Origin of the sequence: Candidatus Avelusimicrobium aviculae, assembly GCF_949292495.1 — a bacterium.
Lineage (GTDB): Bacteria > Elusimicrobiota > Elusimicrobia > Elusimicrobiales > Elusimicrobiaceae > Avelusimicrobium > Avelusimicrobium aviculae.
Map to the genome: position 1 here is coordinate 62,525 of NZ_CASEZB010000023.1, position 19,137 is coordinate 81,661.

Annotated in this window: 18 protein-coding genes and 1 tRNA gene; 16 read left to right on the plus strand and 3 right to left on the minus strand. The window is 49.9% G+C overall.

Annotated features, from left to right (window positions below; translation table 11 throughout):
* Positions 1–2: 2 nt before the first annotated feature.
* The 4 genes from ACQY33_RS05635 to ACQY33_RS05650 are packed head-to-tail and all read left to right on the plus strand — an operon-like array spanning position 3 to position 5,205.
* Entirely contained in the window at positions 3–1,331 is a 1,329-nt protein-coding gene (locus ACQY33_RS05635; RefSeq protein ID WP_428074773.1) for an FtsW/RodA/SpoVE family cell cycle protein, read from the plus strand.
* A gap of 7 nt (positions 1,332–1,338) precedes the next feature.
* Positions 1,339–2,031, plus strand: coding sequence for a DUF2344 domain-containing protein (locus tag ACQY33_RS05640; protein WP_428074775.1), 693 nt, complete (start codon positions 1,339–1,341; stop codon positions 2,029–2,031).
* Between the two features lie 28 nt (positions 2,032–2,059).
* Entirely contained in the window at positions 2,060–3,514 is a 1,455-nt protein-coding gene (locus ACQY33_RS05645; protein WP_428074777.1) for an Rne/Rng family ribonuclease, read from the plus strand.
* A gap of 44 nt (positions 3,515–3,558) precedes the next feature.
* Positions 3,559–5,205, plus strand: a complete 1,647-nt coding sequence (locus ACQY33_RS05650) for an N-acetylmuramoyl-L-alanine amidase (RefSeq protein WP_428074779.1) — start codon at positions 3,559–3,561, stop codon at positions 5,203–5,205.
* 172 nt (positions 5,206–5,377) lie between these two features.
* Here the strand turns inward: ACQY33_RS05650 and ACQY33_RS05655 are convergent, their stop codons facing one another.
* On the minus strand, positions 5,378–5,860 hold the full coding sequence (locus ACQY33_RS05655; RefSeq protein ID WP_428074781.1) for a hypothetical protein: 483 nt from the start codon (positions 5,858–5,860) through the stop codon (positions 5,378–5,380).
* A 118-nt stretch (positions 5,861–5,978) separates the two neighbouring features.
* Here ACQY33_RS05655 and ACQY33_RS05660 point away from each other — a divergent pair, with 118 nt between their 5' ends.
* From ACQY33_RS05660 to ACQY33_RS05670, 3 genes are all read left to right on the plus strand, one after another.
* Positions 5,979–6,587 carry a chromate transporter gene (locus ACQY33_RS05660; protein ID WP_428074783.1) on the plus strand — a complete coding sequence of 203 codons (609 nt, stop codon included), beginning with the start codon at positions 5,979–5,981 and terminating at the stop codon, positions 6,585–6,587.
* The gene (locus ACQY33_RS05665) at positions 6,584–7,108 is read left to right on the plus strand and encodes a chromate transporter (RefSeq protein ID WP_428074785.1); all 525 of its coding nucleotides are present in this window, start codon (positions 6,584–6,586) and stop codon (positions 7,106–7,108) included. The genes ACQY33_RS05660 and ACQY33_RS05665 overlap by 4 nt, the downstream gene beginning before the upstream one ends.
* Before the next feature lie 120 nt (positions 7,109–7,228).
* Positions 7,229–8,032, plus strand: a complete 804-nt coding sequence (locus ACQY33_RS05670; protein ID WP_428074787.1) for a hypothetical protein — start codon at positions 7,229–7,231, stop codon at positions 8,030–8,032.
* Between the two features lie 198 nt (positions 8,033–8,230).
* On the opposite strand, the gene ACQY33_RS05675 is transcribed toward ACQY33_RS05670, so the two are convergent.
* Positions 8,231–9,001 carry a M48 family metallopeptidase gene (locus ACQY33_RS05675; protein ID WP_428074789.1) on the minus strand — a complete coding sequence of 257 codons (771 nt, stop codon included), beginning with the start codon at positions 8,999–9,001 and terminating at the stop codon, positions 8,231–8,233.
* Positions 9,002–9,064: 63 nt separating this feature from the next.
* On the opposite strand from ACQY33_RS05675, the gene gcvT reads away from it, so the two are divergent.
* The 9 genes from gcvT to ACQY33_RS05720 all read left to right on the plus strand — a co-directional run bounded on the left by gcvT (position 9,065) and on the right by ACQY33_RS05720 (position 18,908).
* A complete protein-coding gene (gene gcvT, locus ACQY33_RS05680; protein ID WP_428074791.1) occupies positions 9,065–10,141 on the plus strand; it encodes a glycine cleavage system aminomethyltransferase GcvT in 1,077 nt (358 codons plus the stop codon).
* Between the two features lie 20 nt (positions 10,142–10,161).
* Positions 10,162–10,542 (plus strand): glycine cleavage system protein GcvH, encoded by a 381-nt coding sequence (gene gcvH / locus ACQY33_RS05685; RefSeq protein WP_428074793.1) that lies wholly within the window; start codon positions 10,162–10,164, stop codon positions 10,540–10,542.
* Positions 10,543–10,601: 59 nt separating this feature from the next.
* Complete coding sequence (gene gcvPA, locus ACQY33_RS05690) at positions 10,602–11,915, plus strand: aminomethyl-transferring glycine dehydrogenase subunit GcvPA (protein ID WP_428074795.1); 1,314 nt, start codon at positions 10,602–10,604, stop codon at positions 11,913–11,915.
* Position 11,916: 1 nt separating this feature from the next.
* Entirely contained in the window at positions 11,917–13,368 is a 1,452-nt protein-coding gene (gene gcvPB, locus ACQY33_RS05695) for an aminomethyl-transferring glycine dehydrogenase subunit GcvPB (RefSeq protein ID WP_428074796.1), read from the plus strand.
* A gap of 89 nt (positions 13,369–13,457) precedes the next feature.
* On the plus strand, positions 13,458–14,147 hold the full coding sequence (locus tag ACQY33_RS05700) for a lipoyl protein ligase domain-containing protein (protein WP_428074798.1): 690 nt from the start codon (positions 13,458–13,460) through the stop codon (positions 14,145–14,147).
* A complete protein-coding gene (locus tag ACQY33_RS05705) occupies positions 14,147–14,833 on the plus strand; it encodes a hypothetical protein (protein WP_428074800.1) in 687 nt (228 codons plus the stop codon). The genes ACQY33_RS05700 and ACQY33_RS05705 overlap by 1 nt, the downstream gene beginning before the upstream one ends.
* A gap of 14 nt (positions 14,834–14,847) precedes the next feature.
* A complete protein-coding gene (locus ACQY33_RS05710) occupies positions 14,848–17,139 on the plus strand; it encodes an AsmA family protein (RefSeq protein ID WP_428074802.1) in 2,292 nt (763 codons plus the stop codon).
* On the plus strand, positions 17,126–17,704 hold the full coding sequence (locus ACQY33_RS05715) for a phosphoribosyltransferase family protein (RefSeq protein ID WP_428074804.1): 579 nt from the start codon (positions 17,126–17,128) through the stop codon (positions 17,702–17,704). The genes ACQY33_RS05710 and ACQY33_RS05715 overlap by 14 nt, the downstream gene beginning before the upstream one ends.
* Positions 17,705–17,735: 31 nt before the next feature.
* On the plus strand, positions 17,736–18,908 hold the full coding sequence (locus ACQY33_RS05720; RefSeq protein WP_428074806.1) for a class I SAM-dependent rRNA methyltransferase: 1,173 nt from the start codon (positions 17,736–17,738) through the stop codon (positions 18,906–18,908).
* A 102-nt stretch (positions 18,909–19,010) separates the two neighbouring features.
* On the opposite strand, the gene ACQY33_RS05725 is transcribed toward ACQY33_RS05720, so the two are convergent.
* Positions 19,011–19,082, minus strand: a tRNA-Phe gene (locus ACQY33_RS05725).
* Positions 19,083–19,137: the final 55 nt, after the last annotated feature.

The window sequence follows — 19,137 nt, forward strand, 5'->3', positions numbered from 1 at the left end:
GTATGTTGAAAGAAGCAGCCGGACGCAGTAAATTAGACTGGATTTTATTTGGCGCCATGGCGGGGCTGGTGCTGATAGGCGCTTTGTGCATTATGTCCGCCATGAACAGCATTTCCCTTTCCAACAGCGTGGTGCGTACGCATATGCTGGCCTTATGCGTGGGCGGAGCCGCTTTTGTTGCGGGGTGGAGTTTTAATTATCAAATTTATGACGAACAATGGAAAGCCCTGTATACATTTATATTAATACTGCTTGTTGGGGTGTTATTGTTTGGGTCGTATCAGCGGGGTTCGCGGTCTTGGTTTGTGCTGCCGTTTTTTTCCATGCAGCCTTCTGAAATTTGCCGCGTGCTTACGCTGTTGGTAGCGGCGGCTTTTTTGGACCGGCGCGGCCCGCGTATCCGCGATACCAGTTCGCTTATTGGGTTGGGGCTATTGCTTATTCCCATCTTTGGGTTGATTATGATGCAGCCGGACTTTTCTTCTATTGTGATATCTTTCCCGGCCTTGGTGATACTATTGTATTGTACCGGGGTGAATATGTTTTATTTGTGGCTTTTGGTGTTGTTTGGGGCCGTGGCGGGGATATGCACCATTGGATGGACGTATATTTATCTCCACCCGGATTTAACCCAATATACCCTGATTAAAATGTTCCAGCAGACCAGTTCCAACGTGCTGTATATGGGCGGCGTGTGCGCCGGGGTGGCGTTGCTTGGCTATGGGGCTTGGTGGTTTTTTAGGCAGCTGCGCATCTTTTTGCCTTCGTTTTATTTTGTGTTGGCCACGGTAGTCATATTAGGCGGGTTTTTTGCCAGTGTGTTTGTGGACCACCAAATGAAAACCTATCAGCGCAAGCGCGTGGAAGCTTTTTTGGCCCCCAAGTCTGACCCGCAAGGCGCGGGGTATAATGTTTTGCAGGCGCAAATTGCCATGGGATCCGGCGGCGTGTTTGGCAAAGGGTTGTTTTCTGGTACGCAGTCCCGCTTGGGTTTCGTGCCCGAAAAACACACGGATTTTATTTTAGCCGTAGTGGGGGAAGAACTGGGCCTGTGGGGTACCTTGCTTGTGCTGGGGTTGTATTTGGTTATTTTATGGCGGCTGGTAATGATTGGTTACAGCGCCGGGGACCGATATGGCTACCTGGTATGCGGGGGCATGTTTGGCATGTTTTTCACCTATATGTTAATTAACTTTGGCATGTTAATTGGCATTGTGCCGGTGGCGGGGATACCGCTTCCGTTTATTTCGTACGGAGGGTCTAACCTGGTGTCCAGCTTGTTTGCGCTGGGGGTGGCCCAGTCCGTACATGCGCGGCGTTTACGCGCGTAAGAAGGGTATGATAAACGCTCCAAAAATTTATAAAATGCGTATAGAGTTTACCGTGTCCGCCGCGGCGGATAATAAACGCATTTTTGGGGCGCTTCGCAATGCCGTTTTGAAAAGCGGTTTGGCGTTTGAGCCCGCTAAGGTAAATAAAAATTGGCCCCGCCTGGCATATGGCCCGGTATTGGGGTACGGGTTGGAAAGTTTAGGGGAATTTGCAGATATTTATTTGCTGCAGGCTGTTTCCCCGCAAGAGGTGCATCAAGCGCTTTCCCGCGCGGCGGGCCCGCTGATTGCCATTAAACGGGTGGAGCGGGTGCCTTATGCGTTGCCGTCCGTAGCCAATTTGGCGCAGGCGGCGCGGTATATAATAGAGGGGGATTTTTCCCCTTGGGCTCCAAAGCAGAGCCTGACTGATTTTTTAAACGGGCGCCAGGCAACGGCCGTATTAACGGCCCCCAACGCCGCTATGACGCAGGAAGTGCCTCTTAGCCCGTATGTAGTAAAGTGTGAACAGCCGGAAGAAAATAAATATTTTCTTACCTTGCAAACAGTAAATGACAAAACCCTCAAGCCGCAATATGCGCTTGCCGCCTGGCTGGGGATGCCTATTGTGCAAGGGGAAGAGCTTACCATTCCGGGTGTACGGTTTATTAGAGAAGGTTTATTCTGGCGTGACTCGCAGGGCGGGTTGCACCGCATTTAACAGGCCTAGGCCTAAGAGAGGAATTTGTATGAGTAAGAATTTGGAAACCACCCCCAAGGTGGAGGTAATTGTAAATACGTCTTTTGAGGAAACCCGCATAGCCATTATGGAAGACGGGCGCATCAATGAATTGATTTGGGAGCGCCGCGGCGCGTTAAACATTGTGGGAAATATTTATAAAGCCACGGTGGAAAATGTGCTTCCCGGCATATCCAGCGCGTTTTTAAACATCGGCTATGAAAAGAACGCCTATTTGTATATTTCCGATATTTTGGGCGGGGATAAAAAGAATATTGATAAAGTGCTTAAAAAAGGGCAGGAAGTCATGGTGCAGGTGGTGAAAGACGCTATTGGCACCAAAGGCATGAAGGTAACCATGGACGTTACCCTCCCCGGCCGTTATTTGGTGTTAACGCCTAACCAAAGCTTTGTGGGCGTATCCAAAAACATTGAAGACAGCGAAGCCCGCCACAAATTAAACGAAGTCATGCAGGAACTGGCAGACAAACATTTAAACGGCATGGGTTGTATTGTGCGTACGGAAGCCGAAGAAGCCAGCAAGGACGAATTGGAACGGGAAGTAAAATATCTCTACCGCCAATGGCAGTCCATTTTAAAGAAGTTTGACAGTGTGCAATCCCCGCAGCTTTTGCATGAAGATATGGACGCCGTTTTACAGGTGGCGCGGGACGTGCTTTCTGAAAACGCCAGCGTGTATCTGCTGGATAACCAAAAAGATTATGAGCGCGTATTAGACTTTGTAAAAAAGAACTCGCCCGAACTGGCTGACCGCGTACAGCTTTATAAAGGCAAAACCCCCATTTTTGAAGCCTATGACATTGAGCCGGAAATTGATAATCTGCGCAAAATTAAATTGCCTTTGCCCAACGGGGGCAGTATTATCATCCAGGAGGCGGAGTCCCTCTGCGCCATAGACGTAAACACCGGCAAATTTACGGGCAACAAATCGCAGGAAGAAACCGTTACCCAAACCAATATTGAAGCCGCTAACGAAATCGCCCACCAGCTCCGCTTGCGCAATATCGGCGGGATTATTGTTATTGACTTTATTGATATGCGCAAAGCTTCCAGCCGCCACCGTGTGGTGGAGGCATTGTCCAAAGCCGTACGGGGAGACCGCGCCAAAATACGCATTTTGCCCATTACCCGCTTGGGGTTGGTGGAAATGACGCGCGAACGCAAGCGCGAAAGCACCGGCAGCTTTATCAGCGAGGAATGCCCTCAGTGCCACGGTTCCGGGCGCGTATTGTCGGCCGAGAGCATGCGCATTAAAATACAGCGTGAAATTTACGATTTAACCAACGGCCGTCCCGGCGGTACGTTGAGGGTTGTGCTTCACCCGCTGTTGGCGGAAGCCATTAAGCAAAAACAGGCGGATATTGAAGAAAACATTCACCGCACGCTTAAAATCCAGGCGGATCCGCAAATTGCTTGGGAAGATTACAAAATCGTTTTGGAATAAACCGACATATGGGGTCCGCGCCGTTTTGGGCGCGGGCGTTTGCTATGATGAAAAAATTTCTTGTTATCAGTCTGGCCGCTTTGTTTTGGCTGGGAGGGGTTTCCTGCGTTTGGGCGCAAGGGAAAACCGAAATCAAAATTATTGGCAGAGACAAAGGTTCTGTTTCTTCCATCCAGTCCAACGGCGTAACGTATTTGGACGTACAAAAAACCGCCAAGAAATTAGGCGCTAATGTGGAATTGTACGCCGCCGCCAAGCAAGCCAAGGTTACCTTGAAAGGCTTTTCCGCCATTTTAACGGCGGGGGAAAGCACTGTTGTGGTAAACGGCTCCAACGTGCCGTTGGGGGAAAGCGTGATTGCCTATAAAGGGGACATTATGGCCCCGGTGGCGTTTTTTACACTCCCGTCTTGGCAACAGGCGCTGGACCGGCAAATAGAGTTTAAAGACAATACACTGTGGGTGGAAAAAAACTTTAATTTGGCTTATGAAGATAAATTGCAAACCGAACAAGGCGACCAATTGTTTTTTTACCATAGCGGCGCGGTGCAATATGTTTTGCATTCCGTTAATAAACACACCCTGGAAATTACTTTCCCCAAAGCCGTAGTTAAAAGAGAGTTTACCACCCGCCTGCGTGACGATTTTATCCAAACCATCAATATGCGCCAAGAAGAGGACAAGGCGGTCCTTCGCGTTATTTTGGGGCGCAAAGCAAAAAACTGGTCTATGGAAGAATCCGGCGGAAAATGGGTGCTGCGTGTAGCCCAAAACGCGCAGGATATGCAGCCCCGGGCGGACGAACCTTCCGCGGCGGAGGACGGCCCGCAAATATCTTCGGCCCCTTCTGCGCAGCCAAAACCGGCGCTGTTGCTTCCGGCCCCCAGTGTAATAGGGGAAGCCGATGAAGATACCCCTGTTCAGGAAAAGCCGTCGGCGGCTCCCGCCAGTGATAACAAAGAATTAAAACCGGCTATTATACAACCTGCCCCGGCAGTGGCCCGCAAGAAGATGCGCATTATGGTAGACCCCGGCCACGGCGGTAAAGACCCGGGCGCCATACGCCGCGGTTACAGAGAGAAAACCTGGAACCTGGCCGTAGCCAAAGAATTAACCGCCTTGCTTAAAAAGGCCGGGTTTGAAGTGCGCATGACGCGCGATACGGATAAATTTATCGCTTTGTCTGAACGTTCCAAAATGTCCAATAATTTTAAGGCGGATTTGTTTGTGTCCGTACATACAAACGCGTCTAAAAATTCTCGCGCCAACGGGTTTCAGGTGTATTTCCGCTCCGAAAAAGCTACCGACAAAGAAGCCGCGGAAGTAGCCGCCCTGGAAAACGAAGCCTTGCAATATGAAGAAGTACACTATAATTTTGTGGATGCGCTTTTGCAGTCTTTAGCTAAAAATGAATATATTAACGAAAGCTCCAAACTGGCCGGTTATGTACGCAACGCGGTATATAAACAGCCGGGTATTGGCATTGCCGTTAACCGCAACAGCAGCGTACGCCAGGCTAACTTCTACGTATTAAAAGGGGTGAACAGTCCGGCTATTTTGATAGAAATGGGGTACATCAGCAGCAGTAAAGACCGTGCCCGCCTGTCTCAAAAAGCGGTGCAAAAACGCATGGCGCAGGGTATTTATAACGGTATTTACGATTACGCCAAAAAAGAGGGTTGGCTAAAGTAAATAGAGTTTTTACCTTAAGCCGTGCCCGCTAAGCGCAACATGTTGGAAAACGGTTTTTGCCTCGCTTTGCAATACTGCAAAGAAATGAAATATTAATAAAATTTCGTTGTAGAAAACGCCCCGGAGTTGACTCCGGGGCGTTTTGTGTGTTTGGCTGAAAATGTAGGGCAAGTTATTGAGGCAGTTCAAAAGCACATAGATTGTCCACCAAAGGGGAAAAGTCTGACCCCGCTAAATCAAATTCCCCGCTAAGAATTAACGTATAGGTGGAGTCTATTTTGCTGAGCATATATAATTGGGGTTGGCTTTCTCCCTCCGCGTTCTGTAAGACGGAAATCCAGGCGACGACGGCGGAGTTCCCGTCCGGGCAGGCATAGGCTTTTTGAACGCCAAGATCGTCTTGGCCTTCTTCGTCCAAAGCTTGCTGTATGGGGTTATCTGCCGGCATGTGCATGATTTCCAACTTGCTTGAATAGTTATCTTCATTTTCTCCGCGCGGATAATAAACGTACGAGGTCTCCCCTTCACTGGTTTGCTGGGGGGAGTAATAGAAAGTGGTATCCAGCACTTTGAGTGAGTCAAACGGTTGTGCAAAAAGAGCGGGGGCCGCCAACAAAAGAAGGATGGCTGTTGATGAGGTAATAATATTTTTCATTTTTTCTCCTTCAGGCATAGGATAGAGAAAAAGAACCAATTTGTCAATGCGGGCAAAAAGATTAGTAGAAAGAGAAATAATTTTGGCTTTTTTGTTAAATTGATAAAATATAAACAGCATGAGGAATCATTTTATTTGTCGGTTTATTTCTTCTGTTTCTTTAAAAATCCGCGCCTGCACACCGGGTTGCGGGTATTTGAGTTTATTTCTTATCTTTTTAAAAATAGGGGCTTTTACCTTGGGGGGAGGATACGCCATGTTCCCGCTTATCCAGCGGGAAATAGTGGATAAACGCCAATGGATAGACCGCCGGGAGTTTTTAGACCTGCTGGCTATCGCTCAGTCCGCCCCCGGCATTATCGCGGTAAACATAGCCATTTTTGTGGGTTATAAATTAAAAGGGGTGAAAGGCAGCTTGGTTACTACACTGGGCACGGTGCTGCCTTCTTTTGTAGCTATTTTGCTGATAGCGCTGTTTTTTCAGGAATTTAAAGATAATACGTATATACAGCGTATTTTTATGGGTATACGCCCTGTAACGGTGGCCTTAATTGCGGCGCCGGTGCTGCAAATGGGCCGCGCGGCGTGTGAAAAGAAAATTTTATGGCTTATCCCGCTTGTTGTGGCGGCGGCCATTTGGCTGGGCGGGGTTTCCCCGGTGGGAATTGTGCTGGCGGCGGGCCTTAGCGGCTGGGTGGGAGGCCGGATAAAGGAGCGGCGCAAATGATCTGCTGGCGTTTGTTTATTACCTTTCTAAAAATAGGCCTGTTTAATTTTGGCGGCGGATACGCCATGGTGTCTTTTATCCAGCATGAGGTGGTGTTTAAACAGGCGTGGCTGTCCACCGCGGAATTTACGGATATTGTGGCCGTCAGCCAAATGACGCCCGGCCCCGTGGGCATTAATTTGGCCACTTACACCGGTTATACTTCCACCGGCGGCGTATGGGGGGCGGCGCTGGCAACGGTGGCGGTGTGTTTGCCTTCCTTCTTTTTAATGCTGTTTGCCAGCCGTTATTTTTTAAAACATCAAAATTCACAAACTGTAAAATCCGTCTTTTACGTATTGCGCCCGGTAGTGGTGGGGCTTATTGCCGCCGCCGCGCTGGTGCTGTGCAACAAAGAAAACTTTGTGGATTACAAAAGCGTTCTTCTTTTTGCGGGTGCCTTTGCCGCTATGTTTTTTAAGCGGGTGGGCCCCATTAAGCTTATCTTGCTGGGCGGTTTGTGCGGCCTTATCTTATATTAAAATTTAAAAATTAATTTTTAGGCGTTGCATTAAAAGTTAGGATAAACTAAAAAATACTTGTTAGTTTAGCCTAACTTTTGTTATAATCTTTATATCTAAATTGTATTTTAGGAGTGGATAATGAGAAAAGTCGTCGTTTTAACTTTTGTGTGTATCTGTATTTTGGCGGCCACGCTGCAAGCCCAGCCGGCAAAAGACATTGGCGGTGTTTTAGAATCTAAAATTAAAAAAGCCCGGGTGGAGGAGGCCTTAAAAAGCCCGGTTCTTTCTTTTACGCTTCATTGGGAGTGGGACGGGCGCTATACCAAAAAATATTCTTTCCGCAACCGCCTGCGCTTGGGGAAGCCTATTGAGTTTTCCCTGCAAAAAGGAAAAGTGGAAAAGAAAACCACCTCTTGCCTGGGGGTTGCCTTGGCAAGCGGCAAGGCGGTTACCCATAAAAGTTGTTTTGCGGCGCCGAACACTTCTAAAAAACAAAACTTTGTTTTAACGGGCGTTACGCTTTCGTTTCAAAACGGGCGAAAGCTAAGCATGCCGGCCCAAGCGGTGCGGCACAGCGGGGAATTTAGCTTTCTTTCTTTGCCGTCTTCTTTTACCAGCGGGGTGCGTTTGGCGCAATTGCATATACTTCCCAGCGGGCAGACGTTACAGGACGTGTATGGGGAAAATTTTGGAGGGGTAAAATTTTCCCACGCGCTTCAAAAGATGGATAAATCTTCCCGTTTATCCCGCGGTTTGAGAAATCGCCCCGAAAAACTATTTTCCCAGGTGAGACCGGGAGAACCTTTGTTCTGGCGCGGCAAACTGGTGGCGTTAAGCGCGGCGTGCGCTGAGGATTTTTGGAGTAAAATTCAAAACGGGGGGGATAACTTCGTTTGGACGGCCTTTCATTTTTCCAATGGGGCCGGCCCACTGGTTAAATAAAAGCGGGCGTTTGCCATGGCGCTTGCTTTTGTTGAACACGCGGCATAGTCTCCTAGCGTGTGCAGAAAAGAAAATTCGCGCTACACCGGGCAGGGTGTAGCGCGGTTTTATTATCAGCGTTTTCCCGTTTGGAGCAGGGTTTTTATCCGCTAAATAAAAACCCCGTCCAAGACGGGGTTTATTAAATGGACAAAACGGCTAGTTTTGTTCTTCTTTGGCGGCCTGCCCTTGTGTTGGGGACTCGTTTGCCTGCGGGGCCTCTTGCGCGGGGGTTTGTTCCGTTTCCGGGGACGAAGCCCCTTGCGCCGGTTGCTCCTCTTGTGCGGGCGTTTGTGCGGCGGGTTTATCTTCCTCTTCTTCCCGGTAAGTCAGTTCCACGTCGGCAAAAATGGAGCCTTTGTTTTCATTTAGCCATTTGCGGTGGTGGTTGTAATCGGGGCAGTATTGGGCTACCAGCTGCCAGTATTCCTGCCCGTGGTTCATATGCACCAGGTGGGAAAGTTCATGCACGATTAAATAATCCTGCACCGCCAGCGGCATTTTGATAATGCGGTAAGAATAATTGATGTTTTTCTTACCGGAGCAGCTGGCCCACAGCGTGCGTTGGTCCTTAATGGTAATGTTGTTGTATTCTACGCCCATTTTTTCAGCCCATTGCTGGGTTTTTTGGCGCAGGGTTTCGCCGGCTTTGTCCCTCAGCCACTGGGTAACCAAGGCGCTGGGGTCGGCCGTTTTGCTTTGCAGATAAACGTGAAAGATTTCCCCGTCAAAAGCCACTCCTTCTTCCTGGTCCGGCGTCAGGTACATGCGGGCTTGGTACAAATCCCCGTTATACAATACGCGGTTTTCAGGCGCGGGGCCGCTGCCCTCTGCCGGGCCGGAGGGGGTTGAAAACACTTCCGGAAGTTCCTTTTTCAGGCGTTCTATAAATAATTTTACGTCGCTGATTACGCTTTGTGTATCTGCCATATGTATATTGTATAAAAAACGGTTAAATTTTATACAATGAACATATACTTTGGAGGCCCTTTTGTGACAAACGATTTAAAAACCACTCCGCTTTATAACGCCTGCTGCCAAGCGGGCGGGCGCATGGTGGATTTCCACGGCTGGCTGCTGCCGGTGCAGTTTCAAAGCATTATTGCCGAACATAAAGCCGTGCGGGAAGCCGCCGGCATGTTTGACGTGTCCCACATGGGGCAAATTTGGGTGGAAGGCAAAGACGCCTACCCCTTTGTGCAATATATTACCTGCAACAATATCAAGAAAGACCCGTCCGCCGGTACCTATACGCATATGCTTACCCCGCAGGGAACCATTATAGATGACATGATTACTTTTTGCCTGGATGCGGAAAAATTTTTAATTGTGGTGAACGCCGCCTGCCGCCAGGAAGATTTTGACTGGATGCAAAAACAATCCGCCCGCTTTCACGTAACCGTTACGGACGCGAGCGACCGCTACGGCATGATCGCCCTGCAAGGGCCGCAAGCGCTGGAAAAGCTGGAAACCCTTTTGCCCGGCATTGGCGCGCTGCCGCGGTTTCACATACAAAAAGTGCAGCTGTTTGGGGAAGAAGGCTACGTCACCCGCACCGGTTACACGGGCGAGGACGGGGCCGAAATTATGCTTAGCCCCGCGGCCATTGTAAAACTGTGGGACGCGCTGCTGGCGGCCGGGGTAACGCCGTGCGGTTTGGGCGCGCGGGACGTACTTCGCTTGGAAGCCGGCTACCTGCTTAACGGCCAGGACGCGGACCAAACACGCACCCCGTACGAAGCGGCTTGCGGCTGGGTGGTAAAATTAAACAAAGAGGATTTTATCGGCAAGCCTTCCTTGGAAAAGCAAAAAGCCCAAGGCGTTAAACAAAAATTAACCGCTTTTGAACTAAAAGGCGCGGGCGTGCCCCGCCACGGGTGCAAGATTTTTTATGAAGGACAAGAAATAGGTTTTGTAACCAGCGGCACCTTTTCCCCGTTGTTTAAAGGGATTGCCGTTGGCTACGCGCAGGCGGGCTTAACGCCCGGTGCGCAGGTGGAAATAGAAATCCACTCCCGCCGTATACCGGCGGCAGTAACCAAAACGCCGTTTTATAAAAACAGAGTGTAGTATCAGGGAGGAACCTTTATATGCATAATGCAGAAAACAGCCGTTACGCCAAAACCCATGAATGGGCCCATATGGAAGGGGACATTGCCACCGTGGGCATCAGCAACCACGCGCAGGAAGAAATCAGCGATATTGTTTTTGTGGATTTGCCTAAAGTGGGCCAGCAGGTAACCGCGGGGCAGAACTGCTGTGTGATTGAGTCCGTTAAATCCGCCTCGGAAATTTACGCCCCTGTCAGCGGGGAAGTAATTGAAGTCAACACCGCGCTGAATAATGACCCGGGCCTGGTTAACCGTGAACCGCACGCCGGCGGCTGGTTGTTTAAGATTAAGATGACGGCCCCGGCCGATTATGAAGCGCTGATGGACCTTTCCGCTTACCAAGCCACTATCCAAAAATAATGGTTGCGGCCTTTTAAATTCCCCCGCCGCAAGCGGGGGTTTTTACTAACAGAGGTTTTATGTTTATCCCACATACTCCAACCGAAGAAAAAGAAATGCTTGCCCGCATAGGCGCATCGTCCGTGCGGGAGTTGCTTAATATCCCGCAGGATTTGGTTTATCCCCATTTTAACCTGCCCCAAGCCCTGACTGAGGCGCAGCTTACCGCCCATATAAAAGAATTAGGGGCGCTCAATAAGCCGCTTAAAAATTTTATCGGCGCCGGGTGCTATGAACATTTTATCCCGGCCGCGGTAAACGCCTTAAGTTCCCGCGGGGAATTTTTAACCGCCTACACCCCCTACCAGGCCGAAGCCAGCCAAGGCACTCTGCAAACCATTTATGAGTTTCAAAGCTGCGTTTGTGCGTTAACGGATATGGACGTAAGCAACGCTTCCCATTATGACGGCGCCACCGCCATGGCGGAAGCCGTGCTGGCCTGCGTGCGCATTAACAACCGGCAGAAAGTGTTAATCAGCGCGGCGCTTCACCCGCATTATAAAGAAGTGTTGCACACGTATTTGCAGCATTTCCCGCAGGTAAGCGTGCGGGAAGTCCCTTGCGTAAACGGCACGCTGGACGTACAGTCCGCGCAGACACTGCTGGATGAGCAAACTTCCTGCCTGGTGCTGGCCAACCCCAATTTTTACGGTCAGTTGGAAGACGCCCAGCGGCTGGGTGAACTGGCCCACGCCAAGGGAGCTTTGTTTGTGTATGTATTTCAAGCCATGAGCCTGGGCCTGTTGCGTACGCCCGGTTCCTACGGGGCGGACTTTGCCGTGGGCGAAGGGCAGCCTTTTGGCAACGCCATGCATTTTGGCGGGCCGGGGCTGGGTTTGTTTGCCTGCAAAGAAGCTTACAAACGCCAAATGCCGGGGCGCATTGTGGGCATGGCAAAAGACAAAGACGGCAAACGCGCTTTTGTGCTTACCCTGCAAGCGCGCGAGCAGCATATTAGGCGTGAAAAAGCGGCTTCCAACATTTGTTCCAACGAGGCGCTTTGCGCGCTGAATGCGCTTATCTATTTAACTTTGCTGGGGCCGCAGGGGCTAAAAGAAACGGCGGAGCTGAATGTGGACCGCGCCCACCAGCTGGCGGATTTGGTTTCTAATATAGACGGATACAAATTAAAATTCACCGGCCCGTTTTTTAACGAGTTTGTGCTGCAGTGCCCGTTCCCGGCTAAGAAAGCCGTACAAAAATTAGCCAAAAAAGGTTTTGGCGTATACGCGCTGGAACAAAAAGACTTGGCGGACTGCCTGCTTTTATGCGCCACCGAAACCAAAACCGTGCAAGACTTGCAACATTTTGCCGACGCGCTGAGGGGGATTTAATATGCAGGAAATATGGCAAACCAATATGCTGTCTATAGAAAAATCCCGCCCCGGCCGCCGCGGCGTGCGGGTGGAAAAAGCGCAAAAACCCGCCCAGACTTATTTGCCGCAGGATATGCTTCGCCCTTCCGCGCCCAAACTGCCGGAACTGAGCGAATTTGACGCCGTGCGCCATTTTACCGCCCTGTCTGAAAAAAATTATTGTTTAGACAGCCGCTTTTATCCGCTGGGGTCTTGCACCATGAAATACAACCCCAAAGCCTACGACGCTTTCACCGCGTTGGAAAGCTTTGCCGGAGCGCATCCTTTCACGCCGGAAAGCGGCGTACAGGGTACGCTGAAAATGATGTATGGCTTGCAGGAAATGCTAAAAGAAATTACCGGCTTGTCCGCTTTTACATTACAGCCCGCCGCCGGAGCCCATGGGGAATTAACTGGCATTATGACGGCCAAAGCCTATCATGCCGCGCGCAAAGACAAAAAACGCACGGAAGTCATCGTGCCCGATACGGCCCACGGCACCAACCCCGCCACCGCCAATATGGGCGGGTTTACGGTTATTAACATACAGTCCGGCCCGGACGGCTGCGTAAACAAAGAAGCCTTGTCTTGCGCCCTAAGCGAACGTACGGCCGTTGTGATGCTTACCGTTCCCAACACGGTGGGCCTGTTTGAAAAAGATATTGTGGAAATTGCCCGCATGGTGCACGCGGCGGGGGCGCTTTTGTATATGGACGGGGCCAACTTTAACGCGCTTTTGGGTTTGGCCAAGCCGGCTGATTTCGGCGTGGATTTGCTGCATTTTAACCTGCACAAAACGTTTGCCGCCCCGCATGGCGGCGGCGGGCCCGGCTCCGGCCCGGTGGGAGCGGCCGCGCATGTGGCGCCGTTTCTTCCCAAGCCCATTGTAACGGAGAAAAACGGCAAATACACCTTGCAGGGCAAAATGCCCAAAAGTTTGGGCCGCATGAAAGCGTTTTACGGCAATATCGGCGTATGTTTGCGCGCGTACGCGTATTTGCGCCAGCATGACGGAAATACGTTAAAAAATATTGCCGAAAAAGCCATACTAAACGCCAACTATGTGCGCGTTTGCCTGAAAGATAAATTCCCGGCGTTTTTTGACCGCGTTTGCATGCACGAGTGCGTTTTGCAAACCGTTCCCGCCCAAATGAACGGCGTACACACCACGGACGTAGCCAAACGCCTGCTGGATTATGGTTTTTACGCGCCTACCATTTATTTCCCGTTAATTGTGCCGGAAGCGTTGATGATAGAGCCTACGGAAACGGAAAATAAAGACATGCTGGACGCGTTTATCCGGGCGATGGAAAGTATTTATCAAGAAATCCAAGCCCAGCCGGATACGGTCAAAGCGGCCCCGAACGGCCAATGCGTCAAACGCATTGATGAAGTGTCTGCCGCGCGCGAGCCCAACTTGCGCTGGAAATAAGGATTCTGCCGTTATTTTGCGCCGGGCAATTTTTATTTGCCCGGCGTTTTTATGGGCTTGCTATTCATAATAACTGCTAAAATATACACATGAATGTATTGCTAAATACCCCTTTGTTTACGGTGGCCCGGCATATGGCGTTTGATGACGTTTGCGCCGCTCTTTACAGCGGGGGGGTGTGGCTTCGGTTTTACCGGTGGGTTCCTGGCAAGGCGGTTACGTTTGGCTACGGCCAGCCCGTTGGTTTGGTAAAACCGGCGGCGGCCGCCAAAGGGTTTTTTGATTGCGTGCGCCGCCCGACAGGCGGGGGCATGGTGTTTCATGAAGAGGATTTAACCTTCTCTTGTTTGTTTGAAAGCGCGCTTCGCCCGTCTGCCATTTATGAAAAACTTCACGGCGCTATTCAAAACGCGCTGGGCGCGTTAGCGCCTGTGCATACTTGGGGCAAAACGGACCCGCTGGCCTATGCGCCAGCCCGTAACGGCGCGGCGGGGGTGTGTTTTGCAAACCCGGTGGAAAACGATTTGCTGTCTGCAGACGGGCACAAAATTTTGGGCGGTGCCATACGCCGTTTTGAACGGGCGGTTTTATATCAAGGCTCGTTGCAGTTGCCGGGCGCGCGGCAAAGCCCGGCTTTAAAAAGGGCCGTTATCGCCGGGGTGGAGAATTGTTTTGGCGTACGGCTGGCGGCCCGCGGCGCCGGCGCGGAATTATTGGAAAAAACTTTTATATTGGAGCGGGAGCGTTATCTTACTCCCGCATGGAACGAAAAATTCTAATGCATAATTTTTTAAAAACCGTTGTGGCCGTTTTGTTTTTGCCTACGCTGTTTTTTGCGGCGGCGCAAACCGCGCGCTTATTATACGCCGGACTGGGAAATTTTAAAACTTTTTTGTGTTTTTTACTGGGGATAGGGGTATATGCCGGCATTCATTTTGGGTTTTATACTTTTTCCCGCATGTATGTGCTGGGGCATGAACTGACCCACGCCGTAGCCGCCCTGCTGTGCGGCTGCCGCATACGGGATATTCACGTAGGCAAAGACAGCGGATACGTAAAATTAACCCAATGCAATGCGTTTGTGGCGCTGTCCCCTTATTTTATCCCCGCGTATACGGTGTTGCTGGGGTTGTTGTATTGCGGGCTTAGTTTGTGGCGGGATATGGAACCATACCGGCTTGTTTTTGTGTTTGGCGTGGGTTTTTTTACGGCTTTTCACTTTATTCAAACGTTTAAAACTTTATTTGAAGCCCAGCAGCCGGATTTAAAAATGGCGGGGGGAAAAGTTTTTTCAGCTATTTCCATTACCTTGGTAAACATCATTATTTTGGCGCTTTTGTGCAAGATTTTGTTTCCGGAGCAGGTTTCTTTGCTTCAATCCCTGCGAAATGTATGGGGCGGAACCTATAATACCTGGCGAATTTTAGTAAACTATATAGTGGAACTCATCTCTAACGCGGTATAGCGGGCGGAAGGGCTATGGCGGCAAAAAAGAAACGAACAAAAAAAACATTTTGGCTGTTTCGGTTTATCGGCGCGTGTTGTGTTTTAACTTTGCGCACGGTCATGTTTGCCGTTATGTTTTTGCTCTGTTTGCTGACGGTATGCTGGGTATTGTTTATTAAATTTTTTAACGCCCAATACTTAAGCGAAGAAATCACCCGCCAGCTGCAATTGGCCCTAAACCGCCCGGTAATTATCAATTCGTTGGATTTGCGTTTTTTTAATACGCTGGAATTAAAAGGTTTTTCCGTCTTAGACAGTGAAGTGGCGCACGGAGAGGCGTTGCTATCGGCCGAGTCTGTTTTTGTCCACTTTAAATTGCTTCCGCTGTTGGACCACCAATTGGTAATTGATGAAGTTACTTTAAACCGCCCGCGCGTTAACATTGTGCGGGGAGAGGACGGGCGCCATAACGTGCCGGAAGTAAAAATATCTTCCGCCCAAAGCCATGTGTACCGCAGCTCTTCGGGGGAGAGTTTAACTGTCAGCGCGGAAGACTGGACGGTGAAAGACGGCGTATTTAGCTATAAAGATTTGCAAAACCAAACCAGCCATGCCGTTTATGGTGTAAATTTACATTTTGAACGCCTGCGTTTTAATGAGCTTTCCCGTTTCCATGCGGAATTTGTCTTGCGCAACAAGTGGCAGGACAATATTTCCGATATTGATATTAAAGGGACGGGGCATGTTAATTTTGCCAATTTCCACTGGAAGGATTTTGCCTTGCGCAGTTTGCGCGCGCAGGTATTTGTTTTTAGAAAGCCGGTTTCTTTAACGGTGGATTTGGATAATTTATATACGCCTTATTTTAACATCCGGGCCCAAATCCCCGCGTTTGAAGGAAAAGACCTGTCTTTATTTAAAGATGATTGGGGCGAATTTTACCTTCCCCAGTCTTCCATGCGTTTAAAAGGTTCTCTCTCTAACGGTTACCGTTTGCTAAAGCTAAGCGAAGCCCTTATATTGGCCGATGATGCAAATATCACTGCTTCCGCAGAGGCGGATTTTACCCAAACCCCTTGGACGGCGGATATTTCCTTTGCCACCGATCCGCTGGACCTGGCCGCCTGGAGTAAAAATTATCCCCGGTTAAGCCCGTATAAATTAACGGGCAAAACTTCTCTGGACGCGCGTTTGCTGCGCCAAGAGGGAAAGTGGAGCCTTCCCAAGCTGGATTTGTCTCTGCAGGACGTATCGGGCGAGTTTTATTATTTCCCGGTGGAGGGCGCCAGCGGGGAATTTTCCGCCGCCCAAAACTTTACGGATTTATATGCCCGTTTAACTTCCGGAAAAGTAACGGTGGACCGGAGTGTTTTTGATAAATTGGATTTTTCCGGCACATACCGCAAGGGCAATTTATACGCCAACATCGCTTCCGGGGAGCTTAACGGTATCCCGTTAAAAATGAATTTATCGGTCAACAAGTTAACTTCTTCCAACCGCCGCATACGCACCAATATTTATTTAAAACATTTTGACCCCATGGCCTTTATTGAAGTGGTGCAGGATTTTGTTACGGTTATCGGCCGCACCAAAACCGTGAAAGCCAAACCCAAGGTTACCGGCCAACTGGCTTGGCTTGAAAACTTTAGGGACCGCTTGCCTAAGTTTATGCCTAATTTCGCGGGGACATTGTCTGCGGATACGTTTTCATCGGAAGTGATTTCCGGCAACAGTTTTTACGCGGAGTTTGATTTTAAAGGCCTTTTGCCCGGCATGAAACGTTTGGACGGCACGCTGGACGCGCGCATGCAGGACGGGGTCATACACCAAATGGAAAAATTGGCCGAAGAACAAAAAGCGCTAAATATCACCTTTACCCCGTTTATCTTAATGCACCGCATGGAACGCGCCGGAAGTTTTAAAGTGGGCCAAGTGCTTAGAGACGTGCCGTATGAAGATTTAGCCGTATCGGCCGATTTTGCCGGCGGCCACATGACCATTAACAACGCCTATACCCAGGGGCCTACCATTTCCGCCATGGTGCAGGGATGGGTAAACTGGGTAGAAGAAAATTTTGATATTATTATATGGACGATGTTTAACAACACCTCCCGTTCCGGCGCATTGGCGGAAAACTTGACGGACGAATCCGGCAACCCCGCGCTGGCGTTTCAGGTGTCGTCTTCCATGCTTAAACCCAAGCTGGAGATGCTGCGCGCCAAACAAACGGGTGCGCAAATAGAGGCCGCCCGGCAGCGCGGCCTGCGTACAGATTTTAAAACCAACCGGGATTTTATTAAAGGAGATTTCCATGCCAAGAAATAATTTAGACGTATTATGTCTCTTGCAGGAACACGGTGCCGTTATGGAGGGGCATTTTGTTATGCCGTCCGGCTTCCACAGCCAAACGTATATACAAACCTCCCTTTTGTTGCAGCACCCGCATTTGGCGCAGCGCATTGCGCAGGCCATGTCGGACAAGTTTTCCCAAAAGGCTGATGTGATACTGGCGCTTACGCCTTCCAACTCTGTTTTGGCGCAGGAAGTGGCCCGCGTGCGCCAAGCGCGCGCCATATTCGCTTCCCGCAATGAAAAAGGCCAAATGGTTTTAAAACATAATTTTGTTTTAAAACCGGGCGAACGCGTTTTAATAGTGGACGATGTAACCGTAGGCGGGCGCAAGTTGGCCCAGGCGATAGAACTGGCTCAGTCCGCCGGGGCGCATGTGTTTGGCATCAGCGTTATTGTGGACCGCTCCATGGGTTACCTGCCCCTTACTATTCCGCTGCGGGCCTTGCTCTCGTACCCGATGGAAACTTTTACGGCGAAAGAGTGCCCCCTCTGCGCCGCCAAAATTCCGTTTACGGATGTGGAAAAATTAAACAAATAATTGCGGGCAATTTATTTTTAAAGGAAACGGTATGATTGAAATTAAACTCAAAGCAAAAGAAGAAAGAAGGTTAGCGGCCGGACATTATTGGGTTTTCTCTAACGAGATTGACGGTTTGGATACCTCCATTGAGCCCGGTACTTTGGTGCGCGTAATGACCCATGAGGGCCGCCAGGCGGGTATAGGTTGTTTTAATCCGCATAGTTTAATTTCCGTACGGTTACTGAAAAAAGGCGAAGGGGACCTGCCGGAAGATTTTGTGTTTGAAGCGTTGGATACGGCCTATGCGTACCGGCGGGAAATAGGCCTTCGCAAATACGGCCGCATGTGCTACGGGGAGGCGGACAATATGCCCGGCCTGGTGCTGGACCGCTACGGCGATGTCTTGGTGGCGGATGTATTGACCGCCGGCATGGAAAAATTAAAACCGCAAATTGTGTCCGCCTGCAAAAAAATATTTAAACCCAAAGGCATTTTCTTTCGTAATGACAGCGCCTTCCGCGCACTGGAAGGGCTGGGCGGCACGCCGGATATAGTGGGAGACGTGCCGGAAACGGTGCAGATAGAAGAAAACGGCGTTCAGTATGAAGTGCCTGTGCGCGTAGGCCAAAAAACCGGTTTTTATTTTGACCAGCGTGAAAACCGTGAATTCTTAAAACCCTATTTTAAAGATAAATTGGTGTTGGATTTGTACTCTTATATAGGTTCTTTTGGCATTACCGCGGCCAAGGCGGGCGCCGCCCAAGTGTGGGGGTGCGATTCTTCCGCCGTGGCGGTGGAGTTTGCCCAAAAGAACGCCAAATTAAACGGGGTGGAAGATGTTGCTGTTTTCCATCGTGACGATGCCGAACGTCTGCTTTCCGCCATGAAAAAAGGCGAACTGCCCGACCAGCCCGATATGGTGCTTTTGGACCCGCCCGCTTTTGTAAAAAGCCGCAAGGCCCTTCCGCAGGCGGTGGGTTTATACGTAAAGTTGGTAAAAATGGCGCTGGAAGGGTTAAAGACGGGCGGATATTTGGCTTTTTCCACTTGTTCCCACCATATTTCGCGCGAACTTTTTGTGGATATTATCCGCCAAGGGGTCAGCAAATCCGGCAAGCGCGCCGTATTGTTGGAATTGCGCGGGCAGGCAAAAGACCACCCAGTGCTAATTGGCATGCCGGAAACCGAATATTTGCACTTTGGTTTATTGCAGCTGCGTTAAAAAATCTTTATTGCTCAAATCCCCGCCGGGTTACCGGCGGGGATTTTTCATAAAAAAGCGGCAAAAAGACATAAAAAAACCCGCCGGGCGGGAATAAAGAAATGCCGAGGGACAGGATCGAACTGTCGACACCTGGTTTTTCAGACCAGTGCTCTACCACTGAGCTACCTCGGCATTACCTACATATAATACCAAATTTGTTTGCGTTGGGCAAATTTCTTGGTTTTAC